The organism is Streptomyces sp. H27-H5 (genome assembly GCF_026627505.1).
Taxonomy (GTDB): Bacteria; Actinomycetota; Actinomycetes; order Streptomycetales; family Streptomycetaceae; genus Streptomyces.
In genome coordinates, this window is the sequence record NZ_JAPNLK010000015.1 from 1 (window position 1) to 19,520 (window position 19,520).

General features: G+C 73.4%; 3 protein-coding genes and 1 pseudogene. 1 reads left to right on the forward strand and 3 read right to left on the reverse strand.

Going from position 1 to position 19,520, the window contains the following annotated elements:
* Positions 1–280, reverse strand: a 280-nt coding sequence (locus tag OTB19_RS09735) for a biotin carboxylase N-terminal domain-containing protein (protein ID WP_324290512.1), incomplete at its 3' end; no start/stop codon positions are given.
* A 237-nt stretch (positions 281–517) separates the two neighbouring features.
* Between OTB19_RS09735 and OTB19_RS09740 the strand changes: the two genes are divergently transcribed.
* The gene (locus tag OTB19_RS09740) at positions 518–2,161 is read left to right on the forward strand and encodes an FAD-binding oxidoreductase (RefSeq protein ID WP_267797643.1); all 1,644 of its coding nucleotides are present in this window, start codon (positions 518–520) and stop codon (positions 2,159–2,161) included.
* Between the two features lie 104 nt (positions 2,162–2,265).
* Here OTB19_RS09740 and OTB19_RS09745 read toward each other — a convergent pair whose 3' ends face one another.
* Both OTB19_RS09745 and OTB19_RS09750 read right to left on the reverse strand, forming a co-directional pair.
* Positions 2,266–8,778 carry a type I polyketide synthase gene (locus tag OTB19_RS09745; RefSeq protein WP_267797644.1) on the reverse strand — a complete coding sequence of 2,171 codons (6,513 nt, stop codon included), beginning with the start codon at positions 8,776–8,778 and terminating at the stop codon, positions 2,266–2,268.
* Positions 8,779–8,819: 41 nt separating this feature from the next.
* Positions 8,820–19,439 (reverse strand): annotated as a pseudogene (locus OTB19_RS09750) (SDR family NAD(P)-dependent oxidoreductase); the annotation flags it as partial.
* Between the last annotated feature and the right edge of the window lie 81 nt (positions 19,440–19,520).

Genomic DNA, 19,520 nt, shown 5'->3' on the forward strand with positions numbered 1-19,520 from the left:
CGGCCTGGGCGAAGTCGGCGTTCTCCGACAGGAAGCCGTACCCGGGATGGATCGCGTCCGCGCCGGAGTCCGCCGCCGCCTGCAGAACCTTCGCGATGTCCAAATAGCTGGCGGCCGGGGTGTCACCACCCAACGCGAAAGCCTCATCCGCCGCACGCACATGCAGAGCGTCCCGATCCGGATCCGCGTAAACAGCCACACTCCCGATCCCCGCATCCCGGCAAGCCCGAGCAACGCGGACAGCGATCTCGCCGCGGTTCGCAATCAGCACCTTACGCACGAACGCTCTCCTCAACTTCGGTGACAGTTCGAACCATCGACGTCAAAAACGTAGCCCCGGCTCTTCGCCGGCGGCCCACCGGCAGGTAATCACCGCACGAGGACCGCCAGAGAACGCCTGGTGACCGAGTTGTGGTCGGGTGGCCGCGCCCCGGGTTCTCCCGCGGTTCTCGTGCCGCGGCTCTGCTCCGGCGCTCTTCTCCGGCTCTTCTCTCGTGTCTCATGGAGGTATGCGGTCATGACCGATGTGTCCCGTCGGGTGCTCATGAAAGGCGCGGCGCTGACCGGCGGCGCTCTGGCGGTGCCCACGATCGGTGTCGTGGCGGCCGCGGGAACCGCCGAGGCGGCCGTCGTCGAAGGCACCGGGGAGGCCGCCGTCCGCGCGGCCGTCCCCGACCCGATCACCGTCACCCGCACCGATCCGCGCTACCGCGGCCTCATATCGGGCTCCAACCAGCGCTGGGTCGGCTCCCCCGACTACGTACGGCTCGTCGGCTCCGCCGACCAGGTCGTCAGCGCGGTGCAGGAGGCCGTCGACAGGAAACTCAAGGTCGTGGTCCGCAGCGGCGGCCACTGCGACGAGGACTTCACCACCAACCCCGAGGTCCGGGTCGTCATCGACATGGCCGGGCTGGGCTCCCTCGAGTACGACCCGCGGATGCGGGCCATCGCCGTCGAGCCGGGCGCCCTGCTGGGCACCGTCTACCGCACCCTCTACAAGCGTTGGGGCGTCGTCCTGCCCGGCGGCACCTGCCCGACCGTCGGCGCCGGCGGACACATCAGCGGCGGCGGCTACGGCGCGCTGTCACGTTCGCGCGGACTGACCGTCGACCACCTGTACGCCGTCGAGGTCGTCCACGTCGACCAGAACGGCCGGGCCCGCAAGGTGGTCGCGACCCGTGAGGCGAACGACCCGAACCGCGAGCTGTGGTGGGCCCACACCGGGGGCGGCGGCGGAAACTTCGGGATCGTCACCAAGTACTGGCTGCGCTCCCCGGGCGCCACCGGCGACGATCCGACGAAGCTGCTGCCCAAGGCGCCCTCCGAGGTGATCCTGTCGGACGTCAGCTGGTCCTGGGACGACCTGGACGAGGCGAGCTTCACCCGGCTCGTGCACAACTTCAACGTCTGGCACGAGAACAACTCGGGCCCCGGCGCCCCGGGCCGATTCCTCTACAGCCAGTTCAAGGCGATGCACAAGGCGGCCGGCTACTTCCGGATGAGCACCCAGATCGACGCGGCGGCTCCGAACGCCGACCAGGTGCTCGACGGGTTCCTCGCGGCCGTCTCCGAGGGCACCGGGGTCCGCTACACCGTCGGCGACCGCTACCGGGCGCCGTGGCTGTACGCGGTCACGGAGTGGTCCGGCTTCGTCGAGGCCGCCGTGCCGCGCTGGAAGTCCAAGTCGGCGTACATCCGCAAGGCGATGCCGCAGGACCAGCTGAAGGCGATGTACCGGCAGCTGACCCGCACCGACTACCCGGGACCGTACGGGATGATCGCCCTGGTCAGCTTCGGCGGCAGGATCAACGACACGGCGAGCGCGGACACCGCAACCGCCCAGCGGGACTCCGTCGCCAAGATGCTCTACTGCAGCCTCTGGACGAACCCGGCGGACGACGCGGTCCACCAGAACTGGGTGCGCGAGGCCTACGCGGACGTGTACGCGAGCACCGGCGGCGTGCCCCGCCCGGGCGGGGTCAACGACGGCTGCTACATCAACTACGCGGACGCCGACATCGCCGATCCGACGCTCAACACCTCGGGCGTCCCCTGGCACCGGCTCTACTTCAAGGACAACTACCCGCGCCTCCAGCGGGCCAAGGCGAAGTGGGACCCGCGGGACGTCTTCTCGCACCGCCTCGGCATCCGCCTGCCGTAACGATTCCTCACACCGCGGCACCGCGCCCCTCACACGCGGTGCCGCACCCAAGGGGAGAGCCCCGCCGGCCTCGGGCCGGCGGGGCTCTCTCGTGGCCGCCCCCGTCACGGGGCCGCCGGGAAGTGGCCTTCCTCGACGAAGAAGCCGACGTACTTCTCGAACAGCTCCTTCGTCAGCACGGGGATCTCGACGCCGGTCCCGGCCAGGGCCGCCGCCGTCTCGGTGGTGTCGATCGGCGGGTAGAACCCGTCGGTGTCGGACGTCATCATCTCGAAGGCGTCCAACAGCGGCAGCAGCGCGTTGTCGCCCGCCTTCACCGTGGTGTTCCAGTTGTCCCAGCTCACCTCGTCGAGCTCGTAGCCCAGGCCGCGCAGGAACTCGGCGCACCGGGTCAGGGCCAGCGAACTCTGGTTGAAGAGGTGGAAGGTGCGGCCCATCGCGCCGGGCTGCCGCGAGATGCCGGTGATGGCCGCGCTGACGTAGTCGACCGGCAGCAGGTGGAAGCGGCCCTCGGTGCCCTTGGGGATGCTCCGGGACTGGACCAGCCCCTTCAGCGTCAGCCACACGAAGTCGGCGGTCTGGCAGGCGCCGTTGACCTGGTCGCCGGAGATCACGTCGACGCGGTAGACCGAGACCGGCAGGCCCCGGTCCCGGGCCAGCCCGATGATCTGCTCCGCGACCCACTTGGAGCGCAGGTACCCGCTCGCGAGGGCCTCGGCCGGCCCGGTCGGGTCGGTCACCTTCAGCGGGACGCCGGGCTCGCGCACCCCGTTGAAGACACCGACGGTGGAGACGTAGTGCACCGGCACGGTGCGGTGGCGCGCCGCGAGCCGCAGCACCTCCTCCGTACCCGTCACGTTCGAGGCCTTGAGGGTCTCGTACGGGTGCAGCCAGTGCACCCGGGCGCCGTTGTGGTAGACCACGTCGACGGTGCGGGCGAGGGCGTCGAAGGCCTCCTCGGTCAGGCCGAGCCGCGGCTCGGCCAGGTCGCCGAGGACGATCGACAGCCGGTCCTCGTCGATCTCGTCCCACGCCCGGTACCAGCGGGCGTTGGCCTTCAGCCGCTCCAGGGCCGAGGCCTCGTCCTCGCCGCGGACCAGGCAGCGCACCCGGCCCGTGGAGCCGCGCATCAGGTCCCGCAGCAGGAACGCGCCGAGGAAGCCGCTGGCCCCCGTCAGCAGGATCTCCTTCGGGTCCACGGCGGTCCGTACGACCTCCTGCGCGGGCCGGATGTCGTCGGCGAGCCGGATCTCCGCCGCGTAGTCCGTTCCCTTGCGGCCGGCGGAACCGCTGGCGACCTCGCCGTGCAGGAACGCGGCGAGCGCGAGCGGCGTCGGGTGGTCGAAGACCAGCGTCGGCGGCAGCTTGAGGCCGGTGGCCGTGCCCAACTGGTTGCGCAGCTCGACCGAGGTGAGCGAGTCGAAGCCCAGCGCCGAGAACGGCTGCCCGGTGTCGATCGCCGAGGTGTCGGAGTGCCCGAGGACCGCCGAGACCTGCGCGAGGACGACCTCCAGCACCGCCCGCGACTGCTCCTCGGCCGCCAGCCCGGCCAGCCGGTCCGCCAGGGTCTCCGTGGTGACCTCGGTGTTCTGGGCGGTCCGGCGGGCCGGCGTGCGGACCAGCTTGCTCAGCAGCACCGGCACCTGGACCTGTTCCCGCAGGGTCGCGAGGTCCATCGGGGTGGCGACCAGCGCCGCGTGACCGGTCTCCAACGCGATGTCCAGCAGGGCGGGGCCCTGCTCGGACTCCACGGGGCGGAAGCCGCTGCGGGCGATGCGCTGGAGGTCGGCCTGGTCGAGGTGACCGGTCATGCCGCTGGTCTGGGACCACAGGCCCCAGGCGAGCGACGTCGCGGCGAGGCCCCGGGCCTTGCGGTGCTGGGCGAGGCCGTCGAGGAAGTGGTTCGCGGCCGAGTACGTGGACTGGCCGGGACCGCCGACGACCGCCGCGATCGACGAGAAGAGCACGAAGGCGGACAGGTCCAGGTCCTTCGTCAGCTCGTGCAGGTTCCACGAGGCGTCGACCTTGGGCCGCAGCACCGCCGAGAGCCGTTCCGGGGTCTGCGATCCGATCAGCCCGTCGTCCAGGACGCCGGCGGTGTGCAGGACACCGGTCAGCGGGTGCGAACGCGGGACGTCCGCCAGCACCGCGGCCAGCGCCTCCCGGTCGGCGACGTCGCAGGCCGCGATGGTCACCCGGGCGCCGAGCGAGGTCAGTTCGGCCGCGAGCGCGCCCGCCCCCTCGGCGGCGAGACCGCGCCGGCTGGTGAGCAGCAGGTTCCGTACACCGTGCTCGACGACCAGGTGCCGGGCGAACAGGGCGCCGAGGCTGCCGGTGCCCCCGGTGATCAGGACGGTGCCGTCGGGGTTCCACTCGCCGGTGCGGCCCGCGGCCGACTCGGAGATCCGGCCCAGGCGCGGTATCAGCACCTGCCCGGCGCGGACGGCCGACTGCGGTTCCCCGGAGGCGACCACCGAGGCCAGTACCGCGAACGGGTCGGCGGCGGGGTCGTCCAGGTCGAGGTCGTGGTCGACGAGCACGATCCGGCCGGGGTTCTCGGACTGCGCGGAGCGCAGCAGGCCCCACACGGTGGCCGCGCCCAGGTCGGTGACGTCCTCGTCGCGGGCGGCCACACCGCCGCGGGTGAGGACCACCAGCCGGGTGTCGGTGAGGCGTTCCTCGGCCAGCCAGTTCTGTACGAGGGCCAGCGCGTTCCGGGCCGCCGTGTGCACGTCGGCGGCCCGGTCCCCGGTGTCGGGAGTCTCCTGGCGGGCCAGGACGACGTCGACGCGTTCGCCGGCGCCGATGACCCGCGCGGCCCGGGCCACGTCGGTGAACCGGCGGTCCCCGAAACCGTCCTTGCCCAGGGTCGCCCAGTGGGTGGTGTCCCCGGTGGCGACGACCGGGTAGGGCGCCCAGTCGACGTGGAAGAGGGAGTCGCGCCGGCGGGCCAGGGCGTTGGAGACCTCGCCGACGGCGATGGCCCGGCAGGCGACCGACGCGACCCGGGCGACGGGCTGTCCGCTCTGGTCGGCGAGCTGGACGACCAGCGCGTCGTCGGCGTCGAGCGAGAGCCGTACGCGCAGCTTGGAGGCGCCGGTCGCGTACAGCCGGACGCCCTTCCAGTCGGTGGAGATCCAGACCGCGCCCTCGGGGACGGTGCCGTAGCTCGCGAGGCAGGAGGCCGCCAGCGCGACTTCGAGGAGGGCCGGGTGCAGGCCGAAACCGGCCTGGCTGGTGCGGCTGCCGTCGGGCAGGCTCACCTCGGCGTACACCTCGTCGTCGCGGCGCCAGACGGCGTCCAGGCCCCGGTAGACCGGGCCGTAGACGTAGCCTTGCGTGGCGAGCTTCTCGTACGCGTCGTGCAGCGGGACCTCCTCGGCCCCGGCGGGCGGCCACTCGGTGAGCGCGAACGGCTCGTCGGCGCCCTGGAAGCTGAGGTGACCGCGGGCGTTGAGGGTCCACGGCACGTCGGCGTTGTCGGGCCGCGAGTAGATCGCCAGCTCGCGGCGGCCGCCGCCGGCGGCGGAGCCCACGCTGACCTGGAGGTGGATGCCGCCCTTCTCGGGCAGGGCCAGCGGGCCGAGGATCGACAGGTCGTCGAGGACGGTGCTGCCCAGCTCGTCGCCGGCGCGGATCGCCATCTCGATCAGCGCGGTCGCCGGCACCAGGATCTGGCCCAGGACGATGTGGTCCGCGAGCCAGGGATGGGTGCGCAGCGAGAGCCGGCTGGTGAACAGGACCTGGTCGGAGCCGGCGATGGTGACCGCGGCGCCGAGCAGCGGGTGGTCCGCCGATTCGAGGCCCAGGTCGGAGGCGTCGGCCACGATCCCGCTGGTCTCGACCCAGTACCGCTCGTGCTGGAAGGCGTACGTCGGCAGGTCGGCGCGGCGGGCGCCCGTGTCGGCGAAGAACGCCCGCCACCCGACGGGAACGCCCGCCGTGTGGAGCCGGCCGAGCCCGCTGACGAGGGTCTCGGCGTCGGGGCGGCCCCGGCGCAGCAGCGGTACGGCCGTCGCGTCGGTGAGGGTGTCGCGGACCAGCCCGGCCAGGACGGCGTCGGGGCCGATCTCGACGAAGGTCGTCGCGCCGAACTGCTCCATGGTGTGGACCGCGTCGGTGAAGCGGACGGCGCCGCGGACCTGGTCGGTCCAGTAGCCGGGGGTGCGCAGGTCGTCGCCGGTGGCGAGCTTGCCGGTGAGGGTGGAGATGACGGGCAGCTGCGGCTTGTTGTAGGTGAGGGTGGCCGCGACCTTCCGGAACTCCTCCAGCATGCCGTTCATGTGGGGGGAGTGGAAGGCGTGCGAGACCGTCAGGCGCTTGCTCTTGCGGCCCCGTTCGGCGAGCTTTCCCGCGACCTTGAGGGCGGCTTCCTCGTCGCCGGAGACGACGACGGAGGTCGGGCCGTTGACGGCGGCGATCGAGAGCCGGTCCTCCAGGCCTTCGAGGAGCGGCAGCACCTCCGCCTCCGTGGCCTGGACGGCGATCATGGCGCCGCCGGTGGGCAGGGCCTGCATCAGCCGCGCCCGGGCGACCACCAGCTTCGCGGTGTCCGGGAGGTCGAGGACGCCCGCGATGTGGGCGGCCGTCAGCTCGCCGATGGAGTGCCCCGCGAGGTGGTCGGGGGTGATCCCCCAGGACTCGACGAGGCGGTACAGGGCCACCTCGACGGCGAACAGGGCCGGCTGGGTGTAGCCCGTCTCGTCCAGGTCCGTGCCCGAGGCGATGACCTCGCGGATCGGCCGGTCCAGGTGCTTGTCCAGCTCGGCGGCGACCGCGTCGAAGGCCTCGGCGTACACGGGGAAGTGCGCGTACAGCTCCTCGCCCATCCCGGCACGCTGCGCGCCCTGGCCGGTGAAGACGAACGCCGTGTGGCCGCCCGCCTTCGCGCCCCGCACCACGCTCGCGTCCGGTGCGCCGGCGGCCAGCGAGCGCAGGCCCTCCAGCAGCGCGTCCCGGTCGGCGCCGACGACCACCGCGCGCTGCTCCAGCGCCGCACGGCCGGTGGCCAGCGAGTACGCCACGTCCAGCGGGGAGGTTCCGGCGTCGGCCTCGACCAGCTCCAGCAGGCGCCGGGCCTGGTCGGCGAGCGCGTCGGGGGTCTTCGCGCCCAGCGTCCACGGCAGGAAGGGGAGCGCGCGGACGGGCGCGTCGCCGGCCGGCTGCGCCTCCTCGGAGGCCTCCTCGGTCGGCGGCTCCTCCAGGATGACGTGGGCGTTGGTGCCGCTGACGCCGAAGGCGGAGATGCCGGCGCGGCGCGGCGCGCCGCCGGCGGGCCACGGGCGGGCCTCGGTCAGCAAGGAGACGGCGCCCGCGTCCCAGTCGACCATCGGGGTCGGCTCGTCGATGTTGAGGGTCCGTGGCAGCACCCCGTGCCGCATCGCCATGATCATCTTGATGACGCCGCCCGCGCCGGCCGCCGCGACGCTGTGCCCGATGTTCGACTTCAACGAGCCCAGGTGCAGCGGCCGGTCCGCCGGGCGGTTCTGCCCGTAGGTGGCCAGCAGCGCCTGCGCCTCGATCGGGTCGCCGAGCCGGGTCCCGGTGCCGTGCGCCTCCACCGCGTCCACGTCGGCCGCGAACAGCTTCGCGGCGGCCAACGCCTGGTGGATGACCCGCTCCTGGGAGGGGCCGTTGGGAGCGGTCAGCCCGTTGGAGGCGCCGTCCTGGTTGACGGCGCTGCCGCGGATCACGGCGAGGACCTCGTGGCCGTTGCGCCGGGCGTCCGACAGCTTCTCGACGAGCAGCAGACCGACGCCCTCCGACCACGCGGTGCCGTCGGCCGCCGCCGCGAACGACTTGATCCGGCCGTCCTCGGCCAGCCCGTTCTGCCGCGAGAAGTCGACGAACCCGCTCGGGTTGCCCGACACCGTCGAACCGCCCGCCAGCGCCATGGACGACTCGCCCTTGCGGACCGACTGCACCGCCAGGTGCAGGGCCACCAGCGAGGAGGAGCACGCCGTGTCCACGGACACGGCCGGGCCCTCGAAACCGAAGGAGTACGCGATGCGGCCCGAGGCGACGGCGCTCAACTTGCTCGTCATCAGGTAGCCCTCAAGCTCCTCGGGGCCCTCCAGCCCCAGGTAGCTCTGCTCCACCACGCCCGCGAACACGCCGACCGGGGTGCCCCGCAGCGAGGTCGGGTCGATGCCCGCCTGCTCGAACGTCTCCCACGCGGTCTCCAACAGCACCCGCTGCTGCGGGTCCATGGCGAGCGCCTCACGGGGCGAGATCCCGAAGAAGCCGGGGTCGAAGAGGGCCGCGCCCGCAAGGAACCCACCCTTCTTCGTGTACGACTTGCCGGGCTTGCCGCGCTCCGGGTCGTAGAGGGCGTCGATGTCCCAGCCGCGGTCCTCGGGCCAGTCGGTGATCCCGTCGGCCTCGTCCATGACCAGCTTCCACAGGGTCTCCGGAGAGGTCACCCCGCCCGGGAAGCGGCAGGCCATGCCGACGATGGCGACCGGCTCGTCCTGGCCGGCCTCCAGTTCCGCGACCCGCTGCCTCGTCTTCTGAAGGTCGGTGGTCACCCACTTGAGGTACTCGACCATCTTCTGTTCTTTGGAAACAGCCTGGTCCGTGGACGCTGCCGGTTCGTTGGACTTGGTCTCATTGGACATGCGAAATCAACTTCTCCTCAGAGCTGCGTACGTCGGGACCATCAGTTCGCGGAACGGCCGAGCTGGTTGTCGATGAAGTCGAAGAGGTCGTCCGCGGAAGCGGATTCGATCGTGCTCGCCAGGTCCGGGCCCGCTGCCGTTGCCGTCGCCTCGTTCAGCCGGGACAGGATCGCCTGGAGACGTACAGAGACCGTGGAGCGCGCCTGGACGTCCTCCAGGAGGGCGGTCAGGCTCGCCTCCACCCGGTCAAGGTCGGCCATCACGGGCGCCGACGCGTCGCCGGCGCCGTCGGGCGCCACCTCGCCCAGCACGTGCTCCGCGAGGGCGGTGGGGGTCGGGTGGTCGAAGACCACCGTGGCGGACAGCCTCACCCCCGTCGCCGCACCGAGACGGTTGCGCAGTTCCACCGCCGTCATGGAGTCGAAGCCCATCTCCTGGAAGGCCCGGTCGGCCTGCACCGCGTCCTGGCCCGAGTGCCCCAGCACCGTGGCCACTTCACCGCGTACGAGGTCCAGCACCAGCTGGTGCTGCTCCAGCGCCGACAACCCGGCCAGCCGGGTCGCGAGGAGCTCCACGGAGCCCGTGCCGGACTGGGCCGCGCGCCGGTTCGCCACCCGCACCAGGGACCGGAACACCGGCGGCACCAGGCCGTGCGCCCGCATCGCGGACAGGTCGACCGGGAGCACCACGACCGCCGGGCCGCCGCCGGCCGCGGCCGCGTCGAAGAGACCGCCTCCCTCCTGCGGGGTGACCGGCCGGAAGCCCTCGCGGCCGAACCGCTTCAGGTCGTTCTCGTCCAGGCCCGCGTTGATTCCGTGGCTCAGGTCCCACAGGCCCCAGGCCAGTGAGGTCGCCGGCAGCCCGAGGGTCCGACGGTGCGCGGCCAGGCCGTCCAGGAAGGCGTTGGCCGCCGCGTAGTTGGACTGGCCGGGGCCACCGATGACACCGACGCTGGAGGAGAACAGCACGAAGGCCGACAACCCCAGGTCCCGCGTCAACTCGTGCAGGTGCCAGGCCGCGTCCGCCTTCGGACGCAGCACGGCGGTCAGACTGTCCGGTCCGAGCGCCGCGACCAGAGCGTTGTCGAGGACACCCGCGGCGTGCACCACGCCCCGCAGCGGATGTTCCGTCGGGATCGCCGCCAGGGCCGCGGCCAGCGCGTCCCGGTCGGAGACGTCCACGGAGGACAGCGTCACCCGGGCGCCGAGCGCCCCGAGTTCGGCCCGCAACTCCGCCGCGCCCTCGGCGTCCGCACCCCTGCGGCTGACCAGCAGCAGGTTCCGTACGCCGTGCTCGGCGACCAGGTGCCGGGCGAACAGCGCGCCCAGCGCCCCGGTACCACCGGTGATCAGCACGGTGCCCTCCGGACCCCACGGGGTCGGCGCGCCCTCGCTCTCGGAGACCACGCGGCGCAGCCTCGGCAGCAGTACCTCGCCGCCGCGCAGCGCCGCCTGCGGCTCGCCCGAGGCGAGTACGGCGGACAGGGCGTCCACCGGCACCGCGCCGGCGTCCGTGTGGTCCAGGTCGACCAGCACGATCCGGTCCGGGGCCTCGGCCTGCGCGGAGCGCAGCAGCCCCCACACGGTGGCCGAGCCCGGCTCGGGAACCCCCTCGGAACCGGTGTCGACCGCGCCCCGGGTGAGGACCACCAGACGGGTCGCCTCCAACCGGTCGTCGGCCAGCCAGTCCTGCGCCAGCGACAGGGCCTGTCGCGCCGCCGCGTGGGCCGCGCCCACCACGTCACCCGAGGTGTCCGGCGCGATGCGGGCCACCACGGCGTCCACGGCGGCACCGGCCTCGGCGGCCTTGCCGACCGCCGCCACCTCCTCGAAGGACGGCCCGTCGAAACCGCCCTCGGCGGCGCCGAGGACGCCCCAGCGGACCCGGCTGCCCGGCTCGGGCAGCGCGGTGGCCGACCAGTCCACCCGGAACAGCGGCAGGTTGCCGCCGGCGCGCGCGGTGAACTCCTCGTCCGGCACGTCCCGGAAGACGAGCCGCTCGATCGTGGCGACGGGCTGCTCCTCCGCGTCCGAGAGCCGTACGGTCACGGCCCCGTCCGCGTCCCCGTCGAGCGGGGCGATCCGCACCCGCACGGCGGTCGCGCCGGTCGCGTGCAGCCGGACACCCTGCCACCGGGCCGGGACCCTGGTCGTGCCGGCCTCGCCGGCGCCGCCGGCCCCGGCGAGCGCGGCCTCCAGCAGCGCCGGGTGCAGCTCGTAGGCGGCCGCGTCGGGCAGCAGCTCCTCGGGCAGCCGGACCTCGACGGCCTCGCCGCCCACCGCGGCGGGCACCTGCTGTCCGCCGGTGGTCTCGAAGGCGCCGTGCGCGTGGGCCGTCCAACCGGCCTCGGCCTCGTCACCGCGGGTGTGGACCGTGAAGGGACGCCGCCCGGAGTCGTCCACCGGGCCCACGCCCAACTGGAGTTGGAGGGCGCCCTGTACGGGCAGCACCACGGGGGTGCTCGACTCCAGCTCGGCGAGCCCGGCCAGCCCCAGTTCGTCGCTCGCCCGGACCGCCAGCTCCACCAGCGCGGAGGGCGGCAGGACGGCCGAGTCGAAGACGGCGTGCTCGGCCAGCCACGGGTGCGAGCGCACCGAGAGCCGGCTGGTGAACAGCACCTGGTCGGCCCCGGCGATGGTGACGGCCGCCCCGAGCAGCGGGTGCCCGGTCGGGTTCAGGCCGTACCCGGCGTCGGCCACCGCACCCGATCCCTTCAACCAGAACGCCTCGTGCTGGAAGGCGTACGTCGGCAGGTCGGTCCGCTCGGCGCCCGTACCGGCGAAGTAGGCCTCCCAGTCGACGCGGACGCCGCGGCTGTGCAGCCGGCCCACGCCCGCGACGAGGGTCTCCGCGTCGGGGCGACCCCGCCGCAGCAGCGGCACGGCGGCCGCGTCCGTCACGATGTTCTGCGCCAGGGCGGTGAGGACGGCGTCGGGGCCGATCTCGGTGAAGGTGGTGGTGCCGAGGGTTTCCAGGGTGGTGACGGCGTCGGTGAAGCGGACGGCGCCGCGGACCTGTTCGGTCCAGTAGTCGGCGGTGCGCAGGTCGTCGCCGGTGGCGAGTCGGCCCGTGAGGGTGGAGACGATGGGGATGCGGGGTTCGTCGTAGGTCAGGCCGGCCGCGAGGGCCTTGAACTCCGTGAGCATTCCGTCCATGTGGGGGGAGTGGAAGGCGTGGGAGACGGTGAGCCGCTTGGTCTTGCGGCCCTGCGCCTCGAACCGCTCCGCGAGGTGCAGCGCCGCGTTCTCGTCGCCGGAGACGACCACCGATGTGGGGCCGTTGATGGCGGCGATGGCGAGGCGGTCGTGGAGGTCTTCGAGGTGGGGGAGTACTTCGGTTTCGGTGGCCTGGAGGGCGATCATGGCGCCGCCGGTGGGCAGGGCCTGCATGAGTCGGGCGCGGGCGGCGACGAGTTTCGCGGCGTCGGGGAGGGTGAGGATTCCGGCGATGTGTGCGGCGGAGAGTTCGCCGATGGAGTGGCCGGCGAGGTGGTCGGGCCTGAGGCCCCAGGTTTCCAGGAGGCGGTAGAGGGCGACTTCGAGGGCGAAGAGGGCGGGTTGGGTGTTGCCGGTGTCGTCGAGGGCTTCGCCGGTGGTGATGACCTCGCGGATCGGCCGGTCGAGGTGCTTGTCCAGTTCTGCTGCGACGGCGTCGAAGGCGGCGGTGTAGGCGGGGAAGGCGGCGTACAGTTCCTCGCCCATCCCGGCGCGCTGCGCGCCCTGACCCGTGAACAGGAACGCCGACTTCCCGCCGACCCGGCTGTCACGCACGACCCCTGGCGCCGAGGCACCCGAAGCGAGCGCCCGCAGGCCCTCCACCAGGGCCTCCCGGTCCGTGCCGACGACCGCCGCCCGGTGCTCGAACAGCGAGCGACCGCCCGCCAGGGAGACACCGACGTCGATCGGGTCGACGTCCGCGCCGGCTCCGGAGAACAGCTCCAGCAACCGCCGGGCCTGGTCCGTCACGGCCTGCGCCGTCTTGCCGGACAGGGTCCACGGCACCACCGCAAGCGGCGACCGGTCCCGGTCGACGGCCGCGGACTCGGGCCGGGCCGCGGGCTGTTCGATGATGACGTGCGCGTTGGTGCCGCTGATGCCGAAGGAGGAGACGGCCGCACGGCGCGGACGCTCGTACGTCTGCCAGGGCCGGGCCTCGGTGAGCAGCTCGACCGCGCCCGCCTCCCAGTCGACGTGCCCGGACGGCGCGTCCACGTGCAGCGTCCGGGGCAGCACCTCGTGGCGCATGGCCTCGATCATCTTGATGACGCTGCCGACGCCGGCGGCGGCCTGGCTGTGCCCGATGTTCGACTTCAGGGAGCCGAGGTACAGCGGCCGCTCCTGCGGACGCCCCTGGCCGTAGGTGGCCAGCAGGGCCTGCGCCTCGATCGGGTCGCCCAGGGTGGTGCCCGTGCCGTGCGCCTCGACGACGTCCACGTCGGCCGTGGTCAGACCGGCGTTGGCCAGGGCCTGGCGGATGACCCGCTCCTGGGACGGCCCGTTGGGGGCGGTCAGCCCGTTGGAGGCACCGTCCTGGTTGATGGCGGAGCCCCGGATGACCGCGAGCACGGTGTGCCCGTTGCGTTCGGCGTCGGAGAGCCGCTCGACCAGCAGCAGGCCCACGCCCTCGCTCCAGCCGGTGCCGTCGGCGCCGGCGGCGAAGGGCTTGCAGCGGCCGTCGGGGGACAGCCCGCGCTGACGGGAGAACTCCACGTACGAGGTGGGGCTGGACATCACGGTGACACCGCCGGCGAGCGCGAGGTCGCACTCGCCGGAGCGCAGCGCGTTCGCCGCCATGTGCATGGCCACCAGCGAGGAGGAGCAGGCCGTGTCGACGGTGACCGCCGGGCCCTCCAGGCCCAGCGTGTACGAGACCCGGCCCGAGGCCACACTGCCCGCGTTGCCGCTGGCCAGGTAGCCCTCCAGGTCCTCCGGGATCGTCGTGAGCGCCGAGCCGTAGTCGTGGTACATCACACCGGCGAACACGCCCGTGCGGCTGCCGCGCAACGAGGCCGGGACGATGCCCGCGTTCTCCACGGTCTCCCAGGCGGTCTCCAACAGCAGCCGCTGCTGCGGGTCGGTGGCCAGCGCCTCGCGCGGGGACATCCCGAAGAACTCCGGGTCGAACAGGTCCGCGTCGTGCAGGAAGCCGCCGCCCCGGGCGTACGTGGTGCCCGTGTGGTCGGGGTCCGGGTGGTACAGGTTCTCCAGGTCCCAGCCCCGGTTGACCGGGAACTCGGTGATCGCGTCCGCGCCCCGCGCGACCAGCCGCCACAGGTCCGCGGGCGAGGAGACCCCGCCCGGGTAGCGGCAGGCCATGCCGACGATCGCGATCGGCTCCGGCGCTCCGCCCGAACCGGCCGCGACCGTGGCGGCCACGACGGCGGCCGGGGCGTTCTCGCGGTCCCCGAACAGCTCCGCCGACAGGTGCGCGGCCAGGGCCGCCGGGTTCGGGTAGTCGAAGACGAGGGTGCTGGGCAGCCGCATGCCGGTGGCCGTGTTGAGCTGGTTGCGCAGTTCCACCGCGGTCAGCGAGTCGAAGCCCAGTTCCTGGAAGGCGCGGTCGGCGTCGATGCCGGTGTGGTCGGAGTGCCCGAGCACCCCGGCGACCCTCGCCCGGACCAGGTCGATCAGCGCCTGGTCCCGTTCGGTCGCGGAGAGCGCGCCCAGCCGGTCGGCCAACGAGGACTCGCCGGCCGCGCGGGCCGCGGCCTTGCGCGGGGCGGCCGTGACCAGGCCCCGGAACAGCGGGTGCGGGCCGTCGGTCTGCTTGCGCAGCGCGGCGGTGTTCAGCCGGGTCACCGCGAGGATCGCCTCGCCGGTGCCGGGGGCCGCGTCGAAGAGGTCCATCGCGTCGGCGGAGGACAGCGGCAGCAGACCGGTGCGCTCGATGCGCCTGAGGTCGGCCTCTTCCAGCGAGCCGCTGAGGGTGGAGGCCTGGGCCCACAGGCCCCAGGCCAGCGAGGTGGCCGGCAGGCCGTTGGCCTGCCGGTACTGGGCGAGGGCGTCCAGGAAGGTGTTGCCCGCCGCGTAGTTGGCCTGCCCGGCGTTGCCGATCAGGCCCGCGATGGAGGAGTAGAGCACGAAGGCCGACAGGTCCAGGTCCTTGGTGAGGTCATGCAGGTTCCAGGCCGCGTCGACCTTGGGCGCCAGCACCTTCTCCAGCCGCTCGGGGGTGAGCGAGGAGAGCAGACCGTCGTCCAGTACGCCCGCGGTGTGGATCACGCCGGTGAGCGGCTGCTCCGCGGGGATCGCCGCCAGCACGCCCGTCAGGGCCTCCCGGTCGGCGACATCGCAGGCGGCCACGGTGACCTCGGCGCCGAGCCCGGTCAGTTCGGCCGTCAACTCGGCCGCGCCCGCCGCCTCGGTGCCGCGTCGGCTGAGGAGCAGCAGGTGCCGTGCGCCGTGTTCGGTGACCAGGTGGCGGGCCAGTACGCCGCCCAGCGCTCCGGTCGCGCCGGTGATCAGGGTGGTACCCCGGTCCCAACGCGGCGTCACCGCCTGCGCGTCCTGACTCGTACGGGCCAGACGCGGCACGAACAGCCGCTCCCCGCGCACCGCGATCTGCGGCTCGCCCGAGGCCAGGGCCGCGGCCGGCAGCGTGTCGCCGTCCAGGTCCACCAGGACGATCCGCCCCGGGTTCTCCGTCTGCGCCACGCGCAGCAGACCCCACACGGAGGCCTGCGCCAGATCGGTCACGGGCTCGCCCGCCGTGGCGACGGCGCCTCGGGTGACCACCACCAGCGTGGTGTCGGCGAACCGCTCGTCGGCCGTCCAGGACTGGACCGTCGCGAGAGCCTCCCGCACCGCGCGGTGCGTGGCGGCCGGCACGTCGGTGTCGACGCCGCCGGCCGGCAGCGCGAGGACGAGCGTGGTCGGCACGGCTTCGGCCGCGGCGACCGAGGCGAGGTCGGCGTACGGGCGGGCACCGTCGACGGCGAGGTCGCCGATCACGGCCCAGCCCGAGGTGTCCACCGTCGGGCGCGCGGCGGGCAGCGTGTTCCAGGCGACCCGGAACAGCCCGTCGCGGGCCGTGGAGTTCGCCTCGCGCAGCGCCTCCTTCGACAGCGGGCGCAGCAGCAGCGACTCGACGGTCGCCACCGGGGCGCCCGTCCCGTCGGCCACCGTCAGCGAGGCCACCTCGGGGCCGGTCAGCGTCAACCGCACCCGCAGCGCGGCGGCGCCCGTGGCGTGCACGCTCACCCCGGACCAGGAGAACGGCAGCAGCGCCACCCGCTCGTCGTCCACCACACCCGGCAGCAGCGGGTGCAGCGCCGAGTCCAGCAGCGCCGGGTGCAGCAGGAAGCGTCCGGCGTCGGCGCGCCGCGCGTCCGGCAGGGCAAGCTCGGCGAAGATCTCCCCCTCGCCCTTCCAGACGCGGCGCAGCCCCTGGAAGGCAGGGCCGTACGCGTAGTCCCGGGCGGCGAGCCGCTCGTACACCCCGTCCAGGGGGACCTCGGTCGCGCCGGCCGGCGGCCACACCGACAGGGCCTCGCCGCCGGTCTCGGCGGCGGGGGCCAGGACGCCCTTGGCGTTCAGGGTCCACGGTCGGGCCTCGGCCGGCTCCTCGCCGTCGGGACGCGAGTACACGTCCACCCCGCGGCGACCCGAGGCGTCCGCTTCCGCGACCACGAGCTGGACCTGCACGCCGCCGTGCTCGGGCAGCACCAGCGGGGCCGACAGGGTCAGTTCCTCCACCTGCGGGGTGCCGAGCCGGCCTCCCGCCAGGACGGCCAGTTCCACGAAGGCGGTGCCCGGGAGCAGGACGCTGCCGAGGACGGCGTGGTCCCCCAGCCAGGGGTGGGAGCGCAGCGACAACCGGCTGGTGAAGAGGGTCTGCTCCCCGTCGGCGAGGTCCAGGCTGGCCCCGAGGATGGGGTGGTCGGTGGGGCTCAGGCCGAGCCCCGACGCGTCGGCGGGGGCCTCGACGCCGTCGAGCCAGTAGCGCTCGCGCTGGAAGGCGTACGTCGGCAGGTCGAGGACGGAGTCGAGCCGGCCGCCGAAGTACGCGGACCAGTCGACGCGACCGCCTCGCGCGTACACCTGGCCCACGGCCGAGGCCAGTTGCGGGGCCTCGGGGCGGCCCGCCCGCAGGGTGGCCGCGGCCACCGCGGCGTCGGGGTCCTCGACGGCTCCCCTCACCAGGGCGGTGAGGACGGCGTCGGGGCCGATCTCGGTGAAGGTGGTGGTGCCGAGGGTTTCCAGGGTGGTGACGGCGTCGGTGAAGCGGACGGCGCCGCGGACCTGTTCGGTCCAGTAGTCGGCGGTGCGCAGGTCATCGCCGGCGGCGAGTCGGCCCGTGAGGGTGGAGACGATGGGGATGCGGGGTTCGTCGTAGGTCAGGCCGGCCGCGAGGGCCTTGAACTCCGTGAGCATTCCGTCCATGTGGGGGGAGTGGAAGGCGTGGGAGACGGTGAGCCGCTTGGTCTTGCGGCCCTGCGCCTCGAACCGCTCCGCGAGGTGCAGCGCCGCGTTCTCGTCGCCGGAGACGACCACCGATGTGGGGCCGTTGATGGCGGCGATGGCGAGGCGGTCGTGGAGGTCTTCGAGGTGGGGGAGTACTTCGGTTTCGGTGGCCTGGAGGGCGATCATGGCGCCGCCGGTGGGCAGGGCCTGCATGAGTCGGGCGCGGGCGGCGACGAGTTTCGCGGCGTCGGGGAGGGTGAGGATTCCGGCGATGTGTGCGGCGGAGAGTTCGCCGATGGAGTGGCCGGCGAGGTGGTCGGGCCTGAGGCCCCAGGTTTCCAGGAGGCGGTAGAGGGCGACTTCGAGGGCGAAGAGGGCGGGTTGGGTGTTGCCGGTGTCGTCGAGGGCTTCGCCGGTGGTGATGACCTCGCGGATCGGCCGGTCGAGGTGCTTGTCCAGTTCTGCTGCGACGGCGTCGAAGGCGGCGGTGTAGGCGGGGAAGGCGGCGTACAGTTCCTCGCCCATCCCGGCGCGCTGCGCGCCCTGACCCGTGAACAGGAACGCCGACTTCCCGCCGGACTTCGCACCCCGCACCAGCCCCGGGGCGGAACCGTCCTCGGCCAGCGCCCGCAGGCCGCGCACCAGCTCCTCACGGTCGACGCCCGCGACCACCGCCCGGTGGTCGAACGCCGCCCGCCCGCCGACCAGCGCCCGGCCCAGCTCGGCCGGATCGAGGTCCCCGTGGGCGTCCACGTACGCCAGCAGCCGCTCCGCCTGCCCGGCCACGGCCCGAGCCGACTTGCCGGACAGCACCCAGGGCACCACCGGCAGGGCCGGCGGGGCCGGCTGCGACTCCGTGTCGGCCGCCTCCGGGGCGGGCGGGGCCTGCTCGACGACCACGTGCGCGTTGGTTCCGCCGAACCCGAAGGAGGACACGCCGGCCCGGCGCGGAGCACCGGTCTCGGGCCACTCCCGGGCCTCGTGGAGGAGCGCGACCGCGCCCGCCTCCCAGTCGATCCGGGTCGAGGGCTCCTGCGCGTGCAGGGTCCGGGGCAGCACCCCGTGCCGGATCGCCTGGACCATCTTGATGATGCCGCCGACGCCGGCCGCCGCCTGGCTGTGCCCGATGTTCGACTTCAGGGACCCGAGGTACAGCGGGCGGTCCTCCGGGCGATCCTGGCCGTACGTCGCCAGCAGGGCCTGCGCCTCGATCGGGTCGCCGAGCGAGGTGCCGGTGCCGTGCGCCTCGACCACGTCCACGTCGGCCGTGGTCAGACCGGCGTTGGCCAGCGCCTGGAGGATGACCCGCTCCTGGGAGGGACCGTTGGGCGCGGTCAGACCGTTGGACGCGCCGTCCTGATTGACGGCCGTACCGCGGATCACCGCGAGCACGGTGTGCCCGTTGCGCCGCGCGTCGGAGAGCCGCTCCACGAGCAGCAGACCCACGCCCTCGGCCCAGCCGGTGCCGTCCGCGTGCTCCGAGAAGGACTTGCAGCGGCCGTCGGCGGAGAGGCCGCGCAGCCGGGAGAACTCGATGAAGGCGGTGGGCGTCGACATCACGGCCGCGCCGCCGGCGAGCGCGAGGTCGCACTCGCCGGAGCGCAGCGCGTTCGCCGCCATGTGCATGGCCACCAGTGAGGAGGAGCAGGCCGTGTCGACGGTGACCGTCGGCCCCTCCAGCCCGAAGGTGTAAGCCAGCCGGCCCGAGGCGATGCTGCCCGCACTGCCGCTGAACAGGTACCCCTCGTTGCCCTCGGGGGGCAGCCCGGCCCGCGAGCCGTAGTCGTTGTACATCAGGCCCGTGAACACGCCCGTACGGCTGCCCCGCAGCGAGGCCGGGTCGATCCCGGCCCGCTCGAAGGCCTCCCAGGTGGTCTCCAGCAGCAGCCGCTGCTGGGGGTCCACGGCGAGCGCCTCGCGCGGGGACATCCCGAAGAACTCGGGGTCGAACCGGTCGGCCTCGTGCAGGAACCCGCCCTCGGCGGTGTACGAGGTGCCCGCGGCGTCGGGGTCGGTGTCGTACAACCCCTCCAGGTCCCAGCCGCGGTTGACGGGGAACCCGCCGACCGCGTCGACCCCGTCGGTGACCAGCTTCCAGAGGTCATCGGGGGTGGCGACCCCGCCGGGGTACCGGCACGCCATCCCGACGATCGCGATGGGCTCCTGCGCCTTGTCCTCCACCTCGCGCAGACGCTTCTTCGCGTCCCGGGCATCGGCGATGGCCCGCTTGAGGTAGTCCCGGAGTTCTTGCTCGTTCGCCACGTGATCTCAGCTCCCCGACGTGATGTGGCTGGGTGATGAATTTCGGGCCCGCACGGTGTTCCGACGCGTGCCGACCGG